This window comes from Janthinobacterium violaceinigrum, from assembly GCF_009208555.1.
Taxonomy (GTDB): Bacteria; Pseudomonadota; Gammaproteobacteria; order Burkholderiales; family Burkholderiaceae_D; genus Janthinobacterium; species Janthinobacterium violaceinigrum.
Genome location: NZ_WFLI01000005.1, coordinates 235,070 through 256,139, shown reverse-complemented (window position 1 = coordinate 256,139; position 21,070 = coordinate 235,070). Strand labels below are relative to the sequence as shown.

16 protein-coding genes are annotated in these 21,070 nt (G+C 62.4%); all 16 read right to left on the bottom strand.

All coding sequences use genetic code 11. The features are described 5' to 3' along the window. Window positions 1-58: 58 nt before the first annotated feature. Window positions 59-1,000 carry a LysR family transcriptional regulator gene (locus tag GCN75_RS06710; protein ID WP_070219038.1) on the bottom strand — a complete coding sequence of 314 codons (942 nt, stop codon included), beginning with the start codon at window positions 998-1,000 and terminating at the stop codon, window positions 59-61. Window positions 1,001-1,091: 91 nt separating this feature from the next. After that, window positions 1,092-2,066 carry a glycoside hydrolase family 43 protein gene (locus tag GCN75_RS06705; protein ID WP_152281902.1) on the bottom strand — a complete coding sequence of 325 codons (975 nt, stop codon included), beginning with the start codon at window positions 2,064-2,066 and terminating at the stop codon, window positions 1,092-1,094. 4 nt (window positions 2,067-2,070) lie between these two features. Then, window positions 2,071-3,045 carry a galactofuranose ABC transporter, permease protein YjfF gene (yjfF, locus tag GCN75_RS06700; RefSeq protein WP_152281901.1) on the bottom strand — a complete coding sequence of 325 codons (975 nt, stop codon included), beginning with the start codon at window positions 3,043-3,045 and terminating at the stop codon, window positions 2,071-2,073. Further along, complete coding sequence (locus GCN75_RS06695; RefSeq protein ID WP_152281900.1) at window positions 3,042-4,127, bottom strand: ABC transporter permease; 1,086 nt, start codon at window positions 4,125-4,127, stop codon at window positions 3,042-3,044. Before GCN75_RS06695 ends, yjfF begins: the two co-directional genes overlap by 4 nt. Continuing rightward, window positions 4,124-5,677 (bottom strand): sugar ABC transporter ATP-binding protein, encoded by a 1,554-nt coding sequence (locus tag GCN75_RS06690; RefSeq protein ID WP_226941166.1) that lies wholly within the window; start codon window positions 5,675-5,677, stop codon window positions 4,124-4,126. The genes GCN75_RS06695 and GCN75_RS06690 overlap by 4 nt, the downstream gene beginning before the upstream one ends. A 9-nt stretch (window positions 5,678-5,686) precedes the next feature. Next, window positions 5,687-6,661 (bottom strand): ABC transporter substrate-binding protein, encoded by a 975-nt coding sequence (locus GCN75_RS06685; protein WP_152281899.1) that lies wholly within the window; start codon window positions 6,659-6,661, stop codon window positions 5,687-5,689. A gap of 166 nt (window positions 6,662-6,827) precedes the next feature. After that, window positions 6,828-9,185 carry a glycoside hydrolase family 127 protein gene (locus GCN75_RS06680; protein WP_152281898.1) on the bottom strand — a complete coding sequence of 786 codons (2,358 nt, stop codon included), beginning with the start codon at window positions 9,183-9,185 and terminating at the stop codon, window positions 6,828-6,830. A 10-nt stretch (window positions 9,186-9,195) separates the two neighbouring features. Beyond that, window positions 9,196-10,230: an arabinan endo-1,5-alpha-L-arabinosidase gene (locus tag GCN75_RS06675; RefSeq protein ID WP_226941164.1), complete on the bottom strand. Its 1,035-nt coding sequence runs from the start codon at window positions 10,228-10,230 to the stop codon at window positions 9,196-9,198. 67 nt (window positions 10,231-10,297) lie between these two features. Beyond that, a complete protein-coding gene (locus tag GCN75_RS06670; protein WP_152281897.1) occupies window positions 10,298-11,842 on the bottom strand; it encodes an alpha-N-arabinofuranosidase in 1,545 nt (514 codons plus the stop codon). A gap of 235 nt (window positions 11,843-12,077) precedes the next feature. Next, complete coding sequence (locus GCN75_RS06665; RefSeq protein WP_152281896.1) at window positions 12,078-12,845, bottom strand: SDR family NAD(P)-dependent oxidoreductase; 768 nt, start codon at window positions 12,843-12,845, stop codon at window positions 12,078-12,080. An 85-nt stretch (window positions 12,846-12,930) separates the two neighbouring features. Continuing rightward, window positions 12,931-14,508, bottom strand: coding sequence for an aldehyde dehydrogenase (NADP(+)) (locus tag GCN75_RS06660; protein WP_152281895.1), 1,578 nt, complete (start codon window positions 14,506-14,508; stop codon window positions 12,931-12,933). Beyond that, window positions 14,505-15,497 (bottom strand): AraD1 family protein, encoded by a 993-nt coding sequence (gene araD1 / locus GCN75_RS06655; RefSeq protein WP_152281894.1) that lies wholly within the window; start codon window positions 15,495-15,497, stop codon window positions 14,505-14,507. Before araD1 ends, GCN75_RS06660 begins: the two co-directional genes overlap by 4 nt. Before the next feature lie 12 nt (window positions 15,498-15,509). Continuing rightward, complete coding sequence (locus tag GCN75_RS06650) at window positions 15,510-17,252, bottom strand: IlvD/Edd family dehydratase (RefSeq protein ID WP_152281893.1); 1,743 nt, start codon at window positions 17,250-17,252, stop codon at window positions 15,510-15,512. 196 nt (window positions 17,253-17,448) lie between these two features. Then, window positions 17,449-18,519 (bottom strand): aldose epimerase family protein, encoded by a 1,071-nt coding sequence (locus tag GCN75_RS06645; RefSeq protein ID WP_152281892.1) that lies wholly within the window; start codon window positions 18,517-18,519, stop codon window positions 17,449-17,451. Window positions 18,520-18,537: 18 nt separating this feature from the next. Further along, complete coding sequence (locus GCN75_RS06640; protein ID WP_152281891.1) at window positions 18,538-19,485, bottom strand: glycoside hydrolase family 43 protein; 948 nt, start codon at window positions 19,483-19,485, stop codon at window positions 18,538-18,540. A 165-nt stretch (window positions 19,486-19,650) separates the two neighbouring features. Further along, window positions 19,651-21,003, bottom strand: coding sequence for an MFS transporter (locus GCN75_RS06635; protein ID WP_152281890.1), 1,353 nt, complete (start codon window positions 21,001-21,003; stop codon window positions 19,651-19,653). Window positions 21,004-21,070 lie beyond the last annotated feature (67 nt).

Sequence of the window (21,070 nt, the reverse complement as noted above, 5' to 3'; positions counted from 1 at the left end):
TGGACCATGCGTAGGTCGGATTAGCGGAACGCGTAATCCGACAACCGCTGCACAGCATTCAATACATGTCAGCGGCGGTAGCCCGTACAGCCTTCAACAGCATATCGGCCCCCGGCGACAACAGATGATCCTGCTGGCGGATGATGCCGAACGCATCCATCTTGCACGGCAGTTCGATGGGCAGAATGCTCAGCACGTTCAGCGATTCGTAGTAGTGCGCCACTTCCGTCGGCATCACGTGCAGGGAATCCGTTTGCTGCAGCAATGACGTGATCAGCAGCAAGGCCGTCGTGTCGACCACGTCCACGGGCGGTTCCAGGCTGGCGCGGCGGAACATCATGTCGAAGCGGTGGCGCAGGATGCTGCCTTGCGGCGGCAAGATCCACGGCTGGGCCGCCAGGTCCTTCAATTGCAGATTCTTGCGCGACAGCAGCGGATGGCCATTGCGCGCCACGGCGCTGGCCGGTTCTTCCGTCAATTCCTCGTAGATGAGCCCGGCGCTGCTTTCCTTTTCCAGGATGCGGCCGATCATGAAGTCCAGGGTGCCATGCTGCAGCATGTCCATCAGGGTATTGCTGTGCTCCAGATGCACGCCGATGCGCATCAGCGGCGCCTGCTGCTTGATGCGGGCAATCGCCCTCGGCAACAGGGCCATGGCCGGCGTCATGATGACGCCCACTTCCACCTGGCCCGTGAGGCCCGATTTCAGGGCCACGATGTCGTCATGCGCCAGCGACAAGCTCGTCAACGCCATGCGCGCGTGGCGTATCATCGTCTCGCCGTAGATGGTGGGCTCCATGCCACGCGGCAACCTGTCGAACAGGCGCACGTCGAGCATCTCTTCCAGGTCCTTGATTTGCTTGGACGCGGCCGGCTGCGTCATGTGCAATTCTTCCGCCGCGCGGTGGATATTGCGCTGCTCGTCCAGGGCGATCAACAACAGCAATTGCCGCGTCTTCAGGCGGGCTCGCAAGAACCAGTTGGGGTTGAGGGTATCCATGAATAAATCATATCATGATCGATATCGAATACTGATGGATATCGATATTGTTGATATCGGTGTGTCTCCTTTTTGTGTGCTCAACGAGCGTTCAAGATGTCTTGCAAGCAGCACTCGGGTTGGCGGCCGGACCCGCCGTCTGATGGATGAATTCGATGGTGCCGTCCGGCCTGTATTTCAGCTCTTCCACGGCCACGGAACGCCGGTATTCTCCGCCGCCCGGCAACTTGTCGTTGTGATAGAAGATGTAGGACTTGCCGTTGAATTCGATGATGGCCTGGTGGATGGTTTTTACGATGGCATTCTTGTCCATGATGGTGCCGCGGAAATGCCAGGGACCGGTCGGCGTGGGCCCCGTCGAATACGCCGTTTCTTCCGGGAAGTTGCGCGAGTACGACAGATAATACGTGCCCGCATGCTTGTGCATATACGCCGCCTCCGTAAACGCATCCATGCCGAAGGTCAGAATCGGGCCGTCCAGCTCCGTCATGTTGGGTTTCAGCTTGGCGTACTTCAAGACCGTGTTGCCCCAGTAAATATAGGCTTGCCCATCCGTGTCGATGAACACGGCGGGGTCGATATCATCCCACGGAATCGCCGTCTGCTTCGTCATGTCGTTCGTGATCAGGGCGCTGCCGCGCGCATCGACGAAGGGGCCCGTGGGGCTGTCGGACACGGCCACGCCAATGGCCTTGCCGGGGATGGTCTTGTGGTCGACGGTCGAGTAAAAATAGTACTTGCCGCCCCGCTTGACGATGTCGCCCGCCCACGCATCCTTGGCCGCCCAGGCGAAGGTGGAAAAGCGCACGGGCGAGCCGTGATCCGTCCAGTTGGCCATGTCGCACGAGGAATACACGCGCCACTCGTGCATGCGGTAATCCGTATCCGTGGCGCTCGCTTCATCGTGGCCGACGTACAGGTACACCCTGCCATTGTCGACCAGCGCGGCCGGGTCGCCCGTGTAGATATCTTTCACGATGGGATTGGCTGCCTGCGCGCCAAAAGCTGCACAGGCGAGCGCCGCCGCCATGCCGATGGCTGCGGCAAGTGTATGTTGCTTGAACATCAGATTAACTCCCGTTGGTATTTTTCTGGCCCATGGCCATCAGTCTTTGCACGACGCAAAAGACGAACAGCAGGCCGCCGATGACGATCTTGGTCCACCATGAGCTGAGCGTGCCGTCGAAGGCGATCAGGGTCTGGATGGTGCCCAGCACCAGCACGCCGGACAGCGCGCCCGCCACGTAGCCGTAGCCGCCGCTGAGCAGGGTGCCGCCGATGACGACGGCGGCAATCGCGTCCAGTTCCGTGCCTTGCGCATGCAAGCCATAGCCGGACAGCATGTAGAACGAAAACAGCACGCCGCCCAAGGATGCGCAAAAACCGCTGAACGCGTAGATCAGCACCTTGGTGCGGCCCACGGGCAAGCCCATCATCAGGGCCGACTGTTCATTGCCGCCAATCGCATACACGGCGCGGCCGAACGGCGTGGCGTGCGCCAGCCAGATGGCCAGCAGCAAGGTTGCCACGGCGATCACCACGCCGGGCGACACAAAACCGCCGAGGAAGCCCAATTGCGTCTGCGACATGGCGACGAACAGCGGGTCGTCGATGGTGATGGAATTGATGCTGATCAAGTAGCACAGTCCCCGCGCCAGAAACATGCCGGCCAGGGTGACGATGAAGGGCTGCAATTTGAAATAATGGATCAGCGCGCCCATGCTGGCGCCGAATACGGCGCCCAGCGCCAGCACGGTGGCGATCACCAGGCTTGGCGGCCAGTGCGCCACGTTGAGCAGCCAGGCGGCGATCATGGTCGACAGGGCCAGCACGGAACCGACGGACAGATCGATGCCGCCGGAAACGATGACGAAGGTCATGCCGACGGCGATCACCAGCAAAAAGGCGTTATCGATCAACAGGTTGAAGATCACTTGCGTCGACAGCAGGCCCGGGTAGGCGGCGCCGCCCAGGCCCAGCATCACCACCAGCAGCAGCACGGTGACGAGCGAGGTGAAATACGGGGTGTGCAGCAAGCCCTTCATGCTTTTCTCCGATGCAGCAATTGCTTGAATTCCGACGATTGCGACAGGCAGACGAGGAAGACCACGACGGACTTGACCACCATGTTCACTTCGGGCGGCACGCCCAGCGAATAGATCGTGTAGGTCAGGGTCTGGATGATGAGGGCGCCGATCATGCTGCCGACCAAGCTGAACTTGCCGCCAGCGAGCGAGGTGCCGCCCAGGGTGACGGCCAGGATGGCATCGAGTTCCAGCATCAGGCCCGCATTGTTGGCGTCCGCGCTCTTGATGTTCGAGCTGATCATCAGCCCCGACAGGCCCGCGCAGGCGGCACAAAAGACGTAGACAAAGAAAATCAAGGTCGCCGTCCTGATGCCGGCCAGGCGCGCGGCCACGGGATTGATGCCGACGGCCTGGATGAACAGACCCAAAGCGGTTTTCCGCATCAGCACGGCCGTGATGAGGAACACGGCAGCGACGAGGAACAGCGAAAACGGCAAGCCGAACAGGTAGCCGCTGCCGATGAAGAAAAACGGCTGGTAGTAGACGGTGACGATCTGCCCATCCGTCAGCAATTGCGCCAGGCCCCGCCCCGCCACCATCAGGATCAGGGTGGCGACGATGGGCTGCAAGCCCAGGCCCGCCACCAGCACGCCATTCCAGGCGCCGCACAGCAGGGCTGCGCCCAGGGCGGCCGCCAGGGCCCAGCCCATGGGGATATTGCTCACATAGGTGGGCACGCCGTTCTCCATCACCATGGTGCCGCCGATCAGCATGGCGGCCACGGTGCCGGACAGGGCCACGACGGCGCCCACGGAAATGTCGATACCGCGCGTGGCGATCACGAGGGTCATGCCCAGGGCCGCCAGCATCAGGGGCGCGGCGCGGTTGACGATGTCGATCACGCTGCCGTACAAATGGCCATCGCGGATTTCCAAGTGGAAAAAGCCGGGAATGGCAAAGAAATCGACCAGCAGCAGCAACAGCAGCGCGGCCAGGGGCCGGCTCAGGGGGTGATGCAGAACGGTATGCACAATGGACGTATCCGTGGTGGTGGCCAGGCGCGCCGCCGGTGGCGCGCTGGAGGGCGTGGATAAACTCATGTGGCGTCTCCGGCAATCACTTGCAGCACGGAACTATCGTCCAGCTCGCCGCGCGCATAGTCGCCGCACGCCTTGCGGTCGCGCATGACGACGATGCGGTCGCTGCAGCGCAGCACTTCCGGCAGTTCGGACGAGATGAACAGGATGGCCATGCCCTTGCGGCAGAGTTTACCCACATAGCTCATGATTTCCTGCTTGGCGCGCACGTCGATACCGCGCGTGGGTTCATCGAGGATCAGCATGGCGGGCGACGTCACCAGCCAGCGCGCCAGCAAGGCCTTTTGTTGATTGCCGCCCGACAGGCTGCCGATGGGCGTCTCGATGCTGGCCGTCTTGATGCCCAGCGCCTTCACGTACTCGTCGGCCAGCGCCTGCTGGCGTTTGAACGGGATGGCGCGCAGCAAGCCCGTGCGGGCTTGCAAGGCCAGGATGATGTTTTCGCGCACGGACAGCGACAAGATCGCGCCCTCGTGCTTGCGGTCTTCCGAGCAAAAGCCGATATCCTGGGCAATCGCGTCGCGCGGCACGTGGAAGTGGCGCGGCTTGCCCTGCATGGTGATGGTGCCCGAGTCGGCCTTGTCGGCGCCGAACAGCAGGCGCGCCAGTTCCGTGCGGCCCGAGCCCAGCAAGCCGGCCAGGCCCAGCAACTCGCCCTGGCGGATGTGGAAATCCATGGGCAGCAAGGCGCCCTTGCGGCCCAGTCCCTGCGCTTCGAGCACGGTCGGGCCAAAGCTGGCCGCGTCCGCCTCGTGCGCCAGGTCCAGCGCCTGTTCCGGCGTGTCAAACGCCACGCCGATCATTTTATTGACCAGCGCCAGGCGCGACAGTTCGCTGCACGCATACTCGCCCTCGCGCTCGCCATTGCGCATGACGGTGATGCGGTCGGAAATGGCGTAGGTCTGGTCCAGGAAGTGCGTGACAAACAGGATCGCCATGCCCTGCTCGCGCAAACGGCGCAGCACGGAAAACAGCAGGGTGACTTCCGCCTCGTCCAGGCTGGACGTGGGTTCGTCGAGGATCAGCACGCGGGCCGAAATGTTCAGCGCGCGCGAAATGGCCACCATTTGCTGGATGGCCAGCGGAAAGCTGGACAATTGCGCCGTGACATCGATATCGATCTGCAATTGCTGCAGCAAGGCACGCGCCTGCTGCTGCATGGAACGCCAGTCAATGGGGCCGAAGCGGCCGCCAAAGCGGCGCGGATAACGGCCGATAAAGATGTTTTCCGCCACCGACAGGTTCGGGCACAGATTGACTTCCTGGTATACGGTGCTGATGCCCAGCAGCTGCGCATCCGAGGTGGACGCGGGAGCGATGGGCGTGCCGTCGAGCAGGATCTGGCCGCTGTCGGGCGTGTACACGCCCGTCAGCACCTTGATCAGGGTCGACTTTCCCGCGCCATTCTGCCCCATCAAGGTATGCACTTCGCCCGGATACAGGCGCAGGGCAACATCGCTGAGGGCTTTGACGCCGGGAAAGGTCTTACTGATGCCGCGCAACTCCAGCAAGGGAGCTGGCGCGGCAGTGTGATGCGCTTGCGTCTTCATCATGCGGCAAGCTTAGTATTTACGGTTAGGAAATTCCTTGGCGGCCACCTCGGCAGGGAACACGCCTTCCACCGTCGTGATGCGGGCGGGCACGGGTTTGCCGGCCACCACGTCGCGCGCCACCGACATCAGTTGCGGGCCCAGCAACGGGCTGCATTCCACGGTGACGTTCAGCTTGCCGGCGATCATGGCTTCGAACGCGCCTTTCACGCCATCAATGGAAATGATGATGATGTCCTTGCCCGGCTTCATGCCCGCTTCTTCGATGGCCTGGATGGCGCCGATGGCCATGTCGTCATTGTGCGCGTACAGCACGTTGATCTTCTTGCCCTCGGCCTTGAGGAACGCTTCCATCACTTCCTTGCCCTTGGCGCGCGTAAAGTCGCCCGTTTGCGAACGGATGATCTTCAGCTTGGCATTCTTGCCGATGACTTCCTGGAAGCCCGCCTTGCGGTCGATGGCGGGGGCGGAGCCGACCGTGCCCTGCAATTCCACGATGTTGAGGGTGGCATCCGGGGTTTTCTTGGCGTACTCGAGCAGCCACTGGCCCGCGCGGCGGCCCTCTTCCACGAAATCGGAGCCGATGAAGGTCACGTACAGCGATTTGTCGGCCACGTTGACGGCGCGGTCCGTCAAAATGACGGGGATCTTGGCAGCCTTGGCTTCGCGCAAGACGGTATCCCAGCCCGACTCCACGACGGGCGAGAAGGCGATCACGTCAACCTTTTGCGCGATGAACGAGCGCAGCGCCTTGACCTGGTTTTCCTGCTTTTGCTGCGCGTCGGCAAATTTCAAGGTGACGCCGTCTTTCTTGGCAGCATCCTTGATGGAGACGGTATTGGCGGTACGCCATTCGCTCTCGGCGCCCACCTGCGAAAAGCCCATGACCAGGGGCTTGGCGGCAAACGCGGACGAAGTGGCGAAGGTGGTGGCGGAAGCGGCCAGCAGCATGGCGCTGGCGAGGAGGGTGCGGCGGCTCAGGGTCATTCTTGTCTCCAGTTTTTTATTGGAATACCATCACAGCCGGATGCCGGATGGGCGGTTTTTTATGAACCCATGGTAGGAGAAAGCAACATAGCCATCCAATCAATTCTTTTTCGCTTGCGATACCGATTTGCGTATCGGTGGATGACCGCGGCAGCTCCCTCCCCCGTCAGCGCAGCAGGCGCAGCCCGTACAGGCCGCCAGCCACGGAGTCCTTGCCGGCGACAAATTTCACCACCAGCTTGCCACCGCCCGCCTTGACCAGCTCGGCGGGCAAGGCCACGTCCACCGCATACAGTTCCTGCGCCGCATCGGCCGCCACGGCAATGGTCTGCACCGTCAGGCCGTTGACCTGTACGTCGAACACGCGGCCCGCATCGAGGGTGGACAGGGTCAGGCGCAGGGTTTTCGCTGCCGCTTGCGGGTCGCTCAGTACATAGCTGAACCATCCCGTCGCGTGGCGCCAGTGCCTGCCCTTGTTGATGCCGTTTTCTCCGCCCTCGGCCTGGAAGAAATGGTCGGATTCAGGCTGCTGTTGCCCTGGAGCCACTTGGTCGATGGTGCGCGCATCGAGCGCCAGACGCTCGGATTCCGCCTGCCGGGTCGTTTCCTGCAGCTGCGCCAGGCTGGCGGGCGTGGACACGGGCCAGTACAGCATGTAGCGCGCATCGTGCAGGCGGAAGAAGGGAATCAGCCGCAAGGTCGCCGCATCCTTGCCCTGGATCAAGCCGGGCGCCGTGAACGTCAGCGGCTGGCCCTTCACGGGCTGGATCTTGTGCAAGAAGTCTTTTGTGTCGCTGACGAACAGCGGTGACGATTCCAGCGGACACACTTGCCCCTGGGCGATATGGCCCATGCGCGAGTCGTCGGCAAAATAATTCAGTTGTTCATAGGCGAACGGCTGCGTCTTGGCGGCCAGCACGATGGGGCCGTGCAGCACGGCATAGTAGTTCGACTGGTCCGGCATCTGCTCCAGGCGCGTGGTCATGGGCAAGGTGACGTCGACGGTGTCGCCCGCTTTCCACGCGCGCGCGATGCTCACGTACTCGCCCGGTGCGCCGTTCACGCGCAGGGCCTTGCCATTGAGCTTGACGCGCAGCTTGCCCTTGGCCACCCACTGCGGGTAGCGGATCTTCAGGCTGAAGGTTTTATTTCCCTGCACCGTGATGCGCGTCGTATCCCGGTCGGGGAACTGCGTGCTCTGGATAATCTTGACGCCCTGCTCTTTCCATTCCAGGGTGGACGCCATGAACAGGTTCACGTACAGCGCGTCGCCCGCATGCGCGTAGATGAACTCGCCATACTTGGCCTGGCTCTCGATGCCGGAACCCACGCAGCACCACATGCCCTTGTCCACTTGCGAATACACGCGGTAGTGGTTCGGGCGCATGGGCGTAAAGTAGACAAAGCCGCCCGTGCCGGGGCGCTGCGACGACAGGATGTGGTTGTACAGCGCGCGCTCGTAGTAATCCGCGTAGCGCACCTGTTCGTCGCGCCGGAACAATTGCTCGGTCAGCTTGAGCATATTGTAGGTATTGCACGTCTCCGGCCCTTCCACCTCTTCCACCATCGACGAAAAATCGTGTTCATCGTGGAAATGTTCCTTGACGCTGTTGCCGCCGATGGCCACCGTGCGCTTGTCGTGCACGGTTTGCCAAAAGAATTGCGCCGCCTGCTGCCAGTCGCGCCTGCCCGTCAGTGCGCCGATGCGCTCGAAGCCGATCACTTTCGGGATTTGCGTATTCGCATGCAAGCCCGTCAGCTTGTCCTGCTGCGCCACCAACGGCTGCAATATGACCTGGTGCGAAAAGCGCACGGCCAGGTCCATATATTTCTGCTCGCCCGTCATCGCGTAGACGTCGGCCAGCACCTCGTTCATGCCGCCGTGCTCGGCGCGCAGCATCGCCTGCATCTGCGCGTCGGACAAGGATGCCGAGAGTTTCACGGCCCAGTCCGACAAGGCGATCAGCATGGCCTTCGCTTGCAGATTGCCCGCGTACTGGTAGGCGTCGCGCAAGCCCGCAAACACCTTGTGCAGGTTGTACCACGGCACCCAGCGCCCGTTGACGGAGAAGGTATCGGCCTGCAACTCGCCTTTGGCAATCGCTTGCCAGGCGGCATTGCCGTCGGGAATACCGCCTAGATAACCGTTGCCATTGGCGTCCTGGCATTTCTTCAGTTCCGCCAGCACGTAATCGAGGCGTTCGCGCGCCTGCGCGTCGCCCGTGGACGCCACCATCAAGGCCAGCGCGGACAGATAATGTCCGCCCAGGTGGCCATCGAGGCCCGTCGACTCCCAGTTGCCATAGCTGGGCTGGACCTGCGGCAAACCCGCCTCGCGGCGGAACGGCGCCAGCAATTTGTCCGGCTCGAAGGCCAGCAGGTAGTGCAAGTCCGTCGTCTGCGCGTCGAGGAACGGCCCCGCCCCCAGGCGCACGGACGAGAGGGGAAACAGCTCCGCCGCCTGCAAGCCGGACGTGAGCAGTCCGCCGGCGGCCAGCGCCAGCGTCAACAAGGTTGTTTTCATGGCGGGGCCTTTACGGTTGCGCGGCCGGCAATTGGTGGCTGTGATAGCGGTTCAAGTCGCGGGGATCGACCTGCGGCCAGCCCTGCTGGTCCCACGTCATGGGCAGGATCTTGAGTTTCTGCAAGTAATTGTCCGCCGTTTCATACGCGTGCAGCACCAGATAATCGTTGCCGTCAAACGTGTAGGCGCTGTTGTGGCCCAGTCCCTGCCACTCCTTGTCGCCTTGCAGCAGCACCGTGCCGCCGCCCTGCGCCATGTCGCGGCCATCCCTGTCCAGATAGGGCCCCGTCACGCTTTTCGAGCGGCCCACGGCCAGGTGGTAGGTGCTTTTTTCCTTCTGGCAGCACAGCCCCCAGGAAACGAAGAGGAAATAATCGTCGCCGCGCCGGAAGATGAACGGCGCCTCGATCTCTTCCGGCGCAGGCTTGAATTCGCCCGCGCGGGGCGGCAGCGGCGCGCGGCGCGCCAGCGAGTGCCACTCTTGCGGTTCCGCAATCCGGGTCCAGTCGGGCGTCAATTTCACCAGCTTGATGCCGTTCCAGAACGAGCCGAACGACATCCACGGCGTGCCGTGCTTGTCCGTGATGATGTTCGAATCGATGGCGTTCCACTCGTCGCGCTCGGGCACCGATTGCAGCAGCATGCCCTGGTCCACCCAGCGGTAGTCGGGCGAACGGGGATCGAGCGTTTTGTTGACGGTCACGCCGATGCCGGACGTGTTCTTGCCGAAGCCGGACACGGAGTAGTACAGGTAATACTTACCGTCATGAAACTGCACGTCGGGTGCCCAGACATGGTCGTCAAACGATGGCGCGGCCGTCTTCGCCCACGTGGGCTGGCCCGCAAACACGCGCCCTTCCGGCTGCCAATCCACCATGTTCTTCGAGCTGTAAAACGTGATGCCGGGGCCCGTGCTGTACAAATAATAGGTGTCGCCTTCCTTGGCCATCACGGGGTCGTGCACGCTGACCTGGGCCGCGTGCGCAGCCCCCATGATCGCCAGGGTGCCCAGGATGGCGGCCGCGCCGCGCGTCAACATGTGCATCGAATTCTCCAAAATGGTCAGCCGGCCCATCATGCGGGCCGGCTTGATGAATGACAAGGGTGAAAGGCTAGTCGACGGCCACCACGACGACGGCCTTGGCGGGCACCGACACGGTCAGCTTGCCGCCTTGCGCCTTGGCACTGAACGCCACGGGCTGCACGGCTTGCGGTTGCGCAAAGCTGTTGACGGCATCCATCTTGCCGGCGGTCAGCACGCGGCCAGTCACGGCCGTCACTTTTTGACCCGCCAGCGCCACGCTCACGTCGACGGTCTTGTGCGGATTCGTGTTGACCAGGGACAGATACACCTTGCCATCCTTGGCGCGCGCGGCCGATGCGCTCACTTCAGGAATGCTGACCTTGCCCAGGCTGTACTTGCCATTGCCGCTGATGGCGACCGGCAAGCTCGTGGCGTCCTGGAACGGCACATACATCTCAAACGCGTGATACGTAGGCGTGAGGAAATATTTATCCTTGTCCGTGATGATCATTGCCTGCAGCACATTGACCATTTGCGCGATATTCGTCATGCGCACCCTGTCCGCGTGGGCATGGAAAATGTTGAAGTTCAGGGCCGCTACGAGCGCATCGCGCAAGCTGTTTTGCTGGAACAAGAAGCCCGTGTTGGTGCCCGGCTCCACGTCGTACCAGGTGCCCCATTCATCGACGTACAGGCCCGTCTTTTTCGAGGGGTCGTTCTTGTCGATGGCGGCGAGATTGTTCTTGATCAAGCTATCGATGCGCAGGGTGCGGCTCAGGGTGGAAATCCACTCATTTTCGCCAAAGCCCGTGGCCGCGCCCTTCTTTTCCCACACGCCAGTCGGTACCGTGTAGTAGTGGAAACTGATGGCGTCCATCATGTTCGGCTTGATTTCGCGGCTCAGGGTGCTGGACCAGCTGATGTCGTCGTCGTTGCCGCCGCTGGCGATGAATTTCGGGCGCGCGCTTTCCGGCGTCTTCATGAAGGTGTGATAGTGCTTGTACAGGTCGGCGTAGTACTGCGGCCGCATATTGCCGCCGCAACCCCAGGCTTCATTGCCGATGCCAAAGTAATCGACTTTATACGGCTGGGCACGGCCATTCTTGCGGCGCAGCTCGGCCAGGGTGGACTTGCTGTCCGACGTCATGTATTCGAGCCATTCGGACATTTCCTGCGGCGTGCCGGAACCGAGGTTGCCGTTGATATAGGTCTGCGCGCCCAGGAGCTCTGCCAGGTCGAAGAATTCGTGCGTGCCGACGGCGTTCGACTCTTCCACGCCGCCCCAGTTGGTGTTGACCTTGGTGGGGCGCTGGTCTCGCGCGCCGATGCCGTCCTTCCAGTGGTATTCATCGGCAAAGCAGCCGCCCGGCCAGCGGACCAGGGGCACGTGTAACTGTTTCAGCGCGCCCAGCACGTCATTGCGCCAGCCCCTGGTGTTCGGAATGGACGATTCCGGCCCCACCCACATGCCTTCGTAGATGCCCGTGCCCAAGTGTTCGGCGAACTGGCCGTAGATATTTTTATTGATCACGGAACCGGGCCTGGCCACGTCGATGGTGACATTGACGGGCGCAGCCAGGACGCTGCCGGCGGCCAGGCCGAGGGCCACGATGCTGGTATGGATGAATTTCATGCTGTCTCCTGTTTTTAAGTGAAAAGCAAGGGCCGGATCAAGCCGGCAATGGATGTGGCGATGCCTCTCCTGCCGCAGGGTTGGGGCGGCAAGAGCGGTATTTCAAAGGAGGGGGATGGCTGCGGGCAAACCCGCGGCCGACAAAACGCCCAGGGCTAGGCGCAGCGTCGAAGACAGTACGCTAGTACATCAGTACGATGACTTCCGACGCTGCAACAACGCCCTGGACGTTTTGTCAGACCCAGCCGGCGTCGACGATGAATTCTTGGGAGGTGCACATCGCGCCATCATCGGAGGCAAGGAACAGCACCATGGCGGCGATGTCCTGCGGCATCAGTTTATTCGGCAGGCACTGGCTTTTCTTGATTTCCACTTCCGCCGCCTCGTCGACCCACAGATCGATCTGGCGCTGCGTCATGACCCAGCCGGGCGTGACCGTATTGACGCGGATATTGTGGGCGCCATAATCGCGCGCCAGGCCCCGCGTGAGGCCCACGACGGCCGCCTTGGTGGTGGCATACACGGGGTAGCCGCCCGACTTCATGTGCCACGAGATCGAGCTGACATTGATGATGGATCCGCCGCCCTGGCGCTTCATGCCCTCGAACACGGCCTGGCACGTGAAGAACATGGGACGTTGATTGATCGCAATGCGCTCGTTCCAGTATTCCAAGGTGACGTCCTGCGCCTGGTGGCGCTGGTCGTTGGCCGCATTGTTGACGAGGATATCGAAGTCGCCCAGCTTCGCGGCCAGTTCGGCCATGACGGCTTGCAGGGAGGCGATATCCGTGATGTCGCAATGGCGGAACAGGGGCGCCGTCCAGCCCGCTTCGGCCAGGCGGCGGCACAGGCCCTCGCTCGCTTCCACGGCGATATCGACAAACGCCACCAGCGCGCCCTGGGCGGCAAATTCCGCCACCAGGGATTCGCCGATGCCGCTACCGCCACCCGTGATGAACACGCGCTTGCCCCGCAAGCTGCCATATTTCGCCAATTGCTTCATCTTGTCTCCACCTGTTTATTTTTTATGTACAACGTGCAACGCAAGCCGGCGCGGCAAGGCCATCGGCCCCGCCGCGCAGCAGGTTTTAGTCTTTGCCCAGCACGCCATCCTTGCGGCGCCAGATGCCCAGCGGATTATCGTCGCGCAGCGACTCCGGCAGCAAGTCCTGCAGCAGGTTCTGGTAGGACACGGGACGCAGGAAGCGGTTGATGGCGGCCGTGCCCACCGAGGTGCTGCGGCCGTCCGACGTGGCCGGGAACGGGCCGCCGTGCACCATCGCCGTCGACACTTCCACACCGGTCGGGAAACCATTGGCCAGGATGCGGCCCACGCGGCGTTCCAGCACGGGCAGCAAGCGGCGCGCGTCTGCCAGGTCGCCCGCATCCATCTGCAGGGTGGCCGTCAGCTGGCCTTCCAGGCTTTCCGTAATCGCCAGCAGTTGCTCCATGTCGCGGCATGCCACCAGCAGCGAGGCCGGACCGAAGACTTCGTCGCGCAGATCGTGCCTGGCCAGGAACGCCTCGCCCGACGTGACGAACAGGGCGGCGGCGCCCTTGCCCTCTTCTCCCGCGTTCTGCACCAGCGGCGTCACGTCCGCGTGCTGCGCCAGGGCGGCCACACCCTTGGCATAGCTGCTGGCGATACCAGCCGTCAACATGGTGGCGGCCGGTGCCGGCGCCAGCGCTTCGGCGGCGGCGGCGGCAAAGGCCGTGAAGTCGGCACCTTCCAGGCCCAGCACGAGGCCGGGATTCGTGCAGAACTGGCCCACGCCCATCGTCAGCGAAGCGGCAAAGCCGCTGGCAATCGCGGCGCCACGGGCGGCCAACGCTTGCGGCAGCACAAACACGGGATTGATGCTGCTCATTTCCGCATACACGGGGATCGGCTGCGGACGTTCGGCCGCCACCTTCATCAAGGCGATGCCGCCCGAACGCGAACCCGTAAAGCCCACGGCCTGGATGGCCGGATGGGCCACCAGGGCCTGGCCGATGCCGTTGCCCGTGCCCGTCAGCAAGGCGAACACGCCGGCCGGCAGCTTGCAGATGGCAATCGCTTTCACGATGGCGCGCGCCACCAGTTCCGACGTGCCCGGATGGGCAGAGTGGGCTTTCAGCACGACGGGGCAGCCGGCCGCCAGGGCCGAGGCCGTATCGCCGCCGGCCACGGAGAAGGCCAGCGGGAAGTTACTTGCCGCAAACACGGCGACGGGACCCAGGCCGATCATGCGCAAGCGCAAGTCTGGACGGGGCGGCACGCGGTCCGGCAGCGGGCTGTCGATGCGCGCATCGGTCCACGAACCTTCGCGCAGCAAGCCGGCGAACAGTTTCAACTGGCCCACCGTGCGGCCGCGTTCGCCTTCCAGGCGCGCGCGGGGCAAGCCGCTTTCCGTCATGGCGCGCACGATCAAGTCGTCGCCCAGTTCGCCGATTTGCGCGGCGATGGTATCGAGAAAGTCGGCACGTTCCGCATCCGTGGTGGCGCGGAACGGGTCGAATGCGGCTTGCGCCAGGCGGCACGCCTCATCGATTTGCGCGACGTCCACCATGTGGAAGGCAGGTGCGATGTGCGCGCGCGCGGCCGGGTCCCACGCTTCGAAGGAGCCGCCATTACCCTTGACGGCCACGCCGCCGATCCATGCATCACCAGTGATTTTGAAACTCATAATGTGCTCACTTTCGCAAATTCGGTTGGGAAGACGTCGAGGCGGTTGCGCAAAGCAGGGCCAAAGGCCGGCGCTTCGATTTCAAAGGTTTCGCCCGGCGCCACGCTGACGCCATCGGCAAAGCTCAGGGTGGCCGTGCCGAAGAAGTGCACATGCACGTCGCCAGGGCGCTTGAACAGCGGATACTTGAAGTGATGGTGCTCGAGGTTGGCAATCGTGTGCGACATATTTTCTTCGCCGCTGACAAAGGCCTTTTCCCAGCGCACATTGCCCGCCGCATCGAGCACGCGCGAGGCGCCGTCTATGTGCGCAGGCAATTCGCCCACCAGCAGGGCCGGGCCCACGCTGCACATGCGCAGCTTCGAATGGGCCAGGTACAGGTAGTTCTGGCGCTCCGTCACGTGGTCCGAGAATTCATTGCCGATGGCGTAGCCGACCCGGTAGGGCTGGCCGTCGTCGCCGATCACGTACAGGCCGGCAATTTCCGGTTCTTCGCCGCCATCGAGGGCAAAGTCCGGCATGCGCAGCGGCTGGCCGCTGGCGCGCACGATGGAGCCGTCGCCCTTGTAGAACCACTCGGGCTGGGCGCCGGCCGTGCCGTCAGCAGGCTTGCCGCCTTCCACGCCCAGGCGGAACATTTTCATGGAGTCGCTCAGGGATTCGGCGTCGCCGCCAATCTTCTTGTGCATGGCGTCGCGCGCGCCGGCGCTGCCCAGGTGGGTCAGGCCCGTGCCCGTCACGTAGCAGTGCGCCTCGTCGGCGTGGTCGAGCGGCGCCAGCAAACGGCCGCCGGCGGCCACGTCCGCATAGGAATGCGTGGCGTTGCCGACGCTGGCGTTGACCAGCTCCGCCAGGTTGACCTTCTTGCGGATGGCGTCTTGCGCCAGCGCATACGTCGTGTTGTAGCCTTCGATGACGCGGATGACGTCGTCTTGCAGCAGGCCGACGAGGCGGCCGCCGTGTTCATTCGTAAATTGCAGCAACAGCATGGAATTCTCCGCTTAATGTGAATGGCGCGGCACGGCGGAACCGCGATTGCCGACCAGGAAGTCGAAATCGCAGCCTTCGTCGGCCTGCAACACGTGTTCGATGTACAGCTGCTGGTAGCCGCTCTTCGGCCCCGGCGCGCTGCCCAGTTCGCGGGCCGCCAGGCGCTCGGCGATTTCCGCATCGCTGATGTCGATGTTCAGGCTGCCGTTGTGGCAATCGAGGGCGATCATGTCGCCGTCGCGCACGATGCCCAGCGGGCCGCCCGCCATGGCTTCCGGCGCCACGTGCAAGACGACGGTGCCGTAGGCCGTACCGCTCATGCGCGCATCCGAGATGCGCACCATGTCGGTGATGCCTTGCGCCAGCAGCTTGGGCGGCAAGCCCATGTTGCCCACTTCCGCCATGCCCGGATAGCCTTTCGGGCCGCAGTTTTTCATCACCAGCACGGAATCGGCATCGACGTCGAGATCCGGGTCAAGAATGCGCGCTTTATAGTGTTCGAAATCCTCGAAGACGACGGCCTTGCCCCGGTGCTGCATCAAATGCGGCGAAGCGGCCGACGGTTTCAATACGGCGCCGCGGGGCGCCAGGTTGCCGCGCAGCACGCAGATGCCGCCATCGGCCAGCAGCGGGTTGTCCAGGGTGCGCACCACTTCATCGTTGTAGATCGGCGCTTCGACGCAGTTGTCCCAGATCGACTTGCCGTTGACGGTCAAGGCATTCTTGTGCGGCAGCAAGTCGCCCTCGCCCAGGCGGCGTATCACGGCCGGCAAGCCGCCCGCATAGTAAAACTCTTCCATCAGGAAACGGCCCGACGGCAGCAGGTCGACGATGGTCGGCGTGCCGCGGCCTACCTTGGTCCAGTCTTCCAGTTCCAGGGGCACGCCGATGCGGCCGGCAATCGCCTTCAAATGGATCACGGCATTGGTGGAGCCGCCGATGGCGGCGTTGACCTTGATGGCGTTTTCAAATGCCTCGCGCGTCAGCACTTTCGACAGGCGCAGGTCTTCGTGCACCATTTCCACGATGCGGATGCCCGACATGTGGGCCAGCACGTAGCGGCGCGAATCGACGGCAGGGATGGCCGCGTTGTGCGGCAGCGAGGTACCGAGCGCTTCGGCCATGCTAGCCATGGTCGAGGCCGTGCCCATGGTGTTGCAGGTACCGGCCGAGCGCGACATGCCCGATTCGGCCGACATGAACTGGTGCAAGGTGATCGATCCGGCCTTCATCTGCTCGTGCAGCTGCCACACGGCCGTGCCGGAACCGATGTCCTTGCCATTGAGCTTGCCGTTCAGCATGGGGCCGCCGCTGACGACGATGGTGGGGATGTCGACGCTGGCCGCGCCCATCAGCAGCGCCGGCGTCGTCTTGTCGCAGCCGACCAGCAGCACGACGGCATCCATCGGGTTGCCGCGGATCGATTCTTCCACGTCCATCGAGGCCAGGTTGCGCGTCAGCATGGCGGTGGGACGCAGATTCGATTCGCCGTTCGAGAAGACGGGAAATTCCACGGGGAAACCACCCGCTTCCAGGATGCCGCGCTTGACGTGTTCGGCCAGTTGGCGGAAATGCGCGTTGCACGGAGTCAGTTCGGACCAGGTATTGCAGATGCCGATGATGGGCTTGCCGTGAAACTCGTGGTCAGGTATGCCCTGGTTTTTCATCCAGCTGCGGTACATGAAGCCGTTCTTGTCCTGCGAGCCGAACCACTCGGCAGAGCGCAGGGCAACCTTCTTTTTTGTCTCAGACATGCCATTCTCCTGGTTGTGCCATGCCGGATCTAATGTCGTCGGCCCGGGCAGCGATGTTGGAATACTAAAGAATCCTGCCATGCCTTTCCAATCAATTTTTAATGCGTTCCGATATCGAAAACGATATCAGCATGTCCCAATGAAAACGCCCTGCGGGCGCATGGCGGCAGGGCGTGGGCTGTTTTGGATGCGAGGCTTACTCGGCGGAAAAGCGGTACACGGTTTCCGTCCGATACACCTGCCCCGGGCGCAAGATGGTATTCGGGAAATGTGCCTGGTTCGGCGCATCGGGGAAATGCTGGGTTTCCAGGCACAGCGCGCTGCGGTAGCTGTTGGCGCGCAGCTTGCCGTACTGGCTGCCGTCGAGGAAATTTCCCGAGTAGAACTGGACACCGGGCTCCTGCGTGTACGCCTGCATCACCCGGCCCGACACGGGATCGCGCACGGTGGCGGCCAGGTTCAGCAGCTGGCCCGGCGTTTGATTGAGCACGAAGTTATGGTCGTAGCCGCGGCCGATGCGGATCTGCTCATGCGGCACGGTGATGCTGTCGCCGACGACGGTGCTCTGGCGCAAGTCGAATGGCGTGCCGTTCACTTGCGCCAGCTCGCCCGTGGGAATCGATCCCGCATCGACGGGCAGATAGCGGTCCGCGTTGATCGTCACTTCGTGGCCGAGGATATCGCCCTGCCCCGCCAGGTTGAAATAGCTGTGGTTGGTCAAGTTGACGGGCGTGGCCTGGTCCGTCACGGCGTGGTAGCGCAGGCTCAGCGCATTGTCGTTGTCCAGCTCGTACACCACGGTCACGTCCAGCTGGCCCGGGTAGCCATCTTCGCCGTCCGGGCTGCTGCGCGTCAACGCGATGCCCACGGCGTCCTCCTTGGTGAACGGCTCGGCCCGCCACATGACCTGGTGAAAACCCTGCGTTCCGCCATGCAAGTGATTCGGCGCATTGTTGACGGCCAGCTGGTAATCCTTGCCGTCGAGACTGAAACGTCCCTCGGCGATGCGGTTGCCGAAACGCCCGATGACGGCGCCCAGATAGGCGCTGTTGGCCAGGTAGGGTTCGATGCGCTCGAAACCGAGCACCACGTCGGCAAAAGTGCCGTCGCGGTCCGGCACGTGGATTTCGCTGATGATGGCGCCAAAGTCGAGCACCTTGACTTGCATGCCCTGGCGGTTCCTCAGCGTAAACACGCTGACGTGGGAGCCATCGGGCAGGATGCCGAACGGGGCTTGCGTCACTGAAACAGAATCAACTGGGGTCATGGCGTCGGGTCCGGAACGTTACAGGGTCGATGAGCGGCCAAACACGGGCATGCCTTGCGCATCCCAGCGCAGCGGCTTCACAAACGTGTGGCGGTCCGGGTTCCACAAAGGATCGCCCACGATTTCCGTGTACGTGCGGGCATGGTACACCAGCAACACGCCGTCGCCATCGGCGGCCGTCGTAAAGCTGTTGTGGCCGGGGCCATAGATGCCGTGCTCGTAGCAGGTGGCAAACACGGGCTCGGGCGACTTGTTCCACGAGAACGGGTCGAGCAGGTCGGCCGACGCATCGGCCCACAGCAAGCCCATCGCATAATTTTCATCGGTGGCGCTGGCCGAATAGCTGATGAAGATCTTGCCATTGCGTTTCAGCACGGACGGCCCCTCGTTGACCCAGAAGCCGCGAATTTCCCAGTCGAATTCCGGTTTGCTCAGCATCACGGGCGGACCGGCCAGCTGCCACGGCGTGGCCATCGGCGCGATGTACAGGTTCGAATTGCCTTCGATGGCCACATCCTTCTGTGCCCACAGGTAATACAGCACGCCGTCATGCTCGAACGTGGTGGCGTCCAGGCAGAAGGTGTCGATGCCCGTGTCGACCGGCCCCATGAATTCCCACTCGCCTTCCAGGGGGTTGGCGTTGGTATTGCGGATTGCATACATGCGGTGCTGGAACAGTTTATGTTTGATCTCGCGGCTCGGCGCGGCGGCGAAATACACATACCAGGCGCCCTGGTTGAAATGCAATTCCGGCGCCCACACCAGCTCGCTGTACGGTCCCGTTTCCGGCTTGTGCCACACGTCGACGGTAGGCGCGTCGGCCAGCCCGGCAATACTGTCCGCGCGGCGCAGCTCGATGCGGTCGTACTGGGGCACGGAGGCCGTAAAGTAATAATAACCGTCGCTGTGGCGGTAGATATGCGGATCGGCACGCTGTTCGATCAGCGGTTTCAGTACTTCAACCATAAGCACTCCAAATCATTTCATTAGATAAAATTAGTTTGCCTTACAACACCTGAGAAAACCGTAGCGAGCGGAAGGGAGAGGTGGCTAAGAAGCGCAACCGTACTCTAGTACGGTGAGCATCGCAGGCCACCTATACCGACGCGCAGTAGGTTAGCTCAGGTGTCCTCATGCGGCAACAAAGCCGCGTTTGTGCATTTCCGACTTGACGCCGCTGTAGTACGCATCGCTGATGCGGTACTTGAACATCAGCAAACCCATCAGCAAGTGGAAAAAGCCGGGGATGATCGACAGCATCAGGGCGATGCCGTTCAGGGCGAATTGCGTTTGCTCATGATTGGGCTGGTAATCGAAATACGCGAGCAGCACGCCCACCAGGCCGCCTGCCACGGCCATGCCCGCCTTCTGGCAGACGGAAATGCCGCCAAAGGCAAAGCCGGAGACGCGCTTGCCCGTTTTGACTTGGCCATAGTCGATGGTTTCCGCGATGGCCGACCAGAACACGGGCGCGTGCAAGTCCACCACGAAGGACAGCAGGAAATACAGGGCGAAGGCCAGCACCGTGTCGCTCGGTTTTACAAAGAAATAAATCGCCAGGCTGATCAGCGCGACGCCGATCTGCGTGTAGCGGAACAGTTTTACCTTGCAATAGAATTTGGTGATCCAGGTCGAGGCAACCATGGCCAGGATGGCCGCCGCCACGCCCGTGGTCAAAAAGGCGGCCACCGTTTCCGTGCTGCCGCCCAGGTAGTATTTCGCGTAATAAATGGCGACGGAACCGCGCACCACGTAGCCGATGGTGCCCGTGACGCACACGCCGCACAGCACCAGCCACTGGTCGTTCTGCAGCAGCACTTTCAATTGCGCCAGCAACGATTGCTTTTCCACCACATGCACGACGCGCTCGGTGGTGGAAAAATAGCAGAACAGGAACAGGGCCACGCCCATCACGGCCATCACGGCCATGGCCGCCTGATAACCGACGGCCGGGTTGCCGCCGCCCCAGCGCTGCGACAAAATCGGCACGACGATGGTCACCATGAAGGCGCCGATCTTGGCAAAGAACAGGCGGTAGCCATTGGCCGACAGGCGGTCCTGCGGGTCGCTGGTCAGGCCGCTGATCAGGGAAATATACGGGATGCCCACGCCGGCCGTCATGATGGTCATCAGGATATACGTGGAATACGCCCAGACCAGCTTGGCGTCGTACTGCCACTCTGGCGTGCTGAAGACAAAGAAGACGCTGACGCCATACGGTACGGCCAGCCACAGCAGGTAGGGGCGGTAGCGGCCCGAGGCAAAGCTGTAGCGGTCCGTGATCTGGCCCATGACCAGGTCGGCGATGGCACCGATGACTTTCACGGCCACGAACAGCAGGGCCAGGTCCGTGGTTTTCAAGCCATAGATATCGGTATAGAAAAAGGTGATGATCAGCATCATCGACGAGATGACGACATTGAGCGCCATGTCGCCGGCGCCGAAGCCGACCTTTTCAACGGTGGATAATTTTTGCGTCTCCATGCTTTCCGTCCATTCTTTTTATGATGAATCGTGCGTGACTGTCCAACTGACAGGGGCGTTGCCGGCC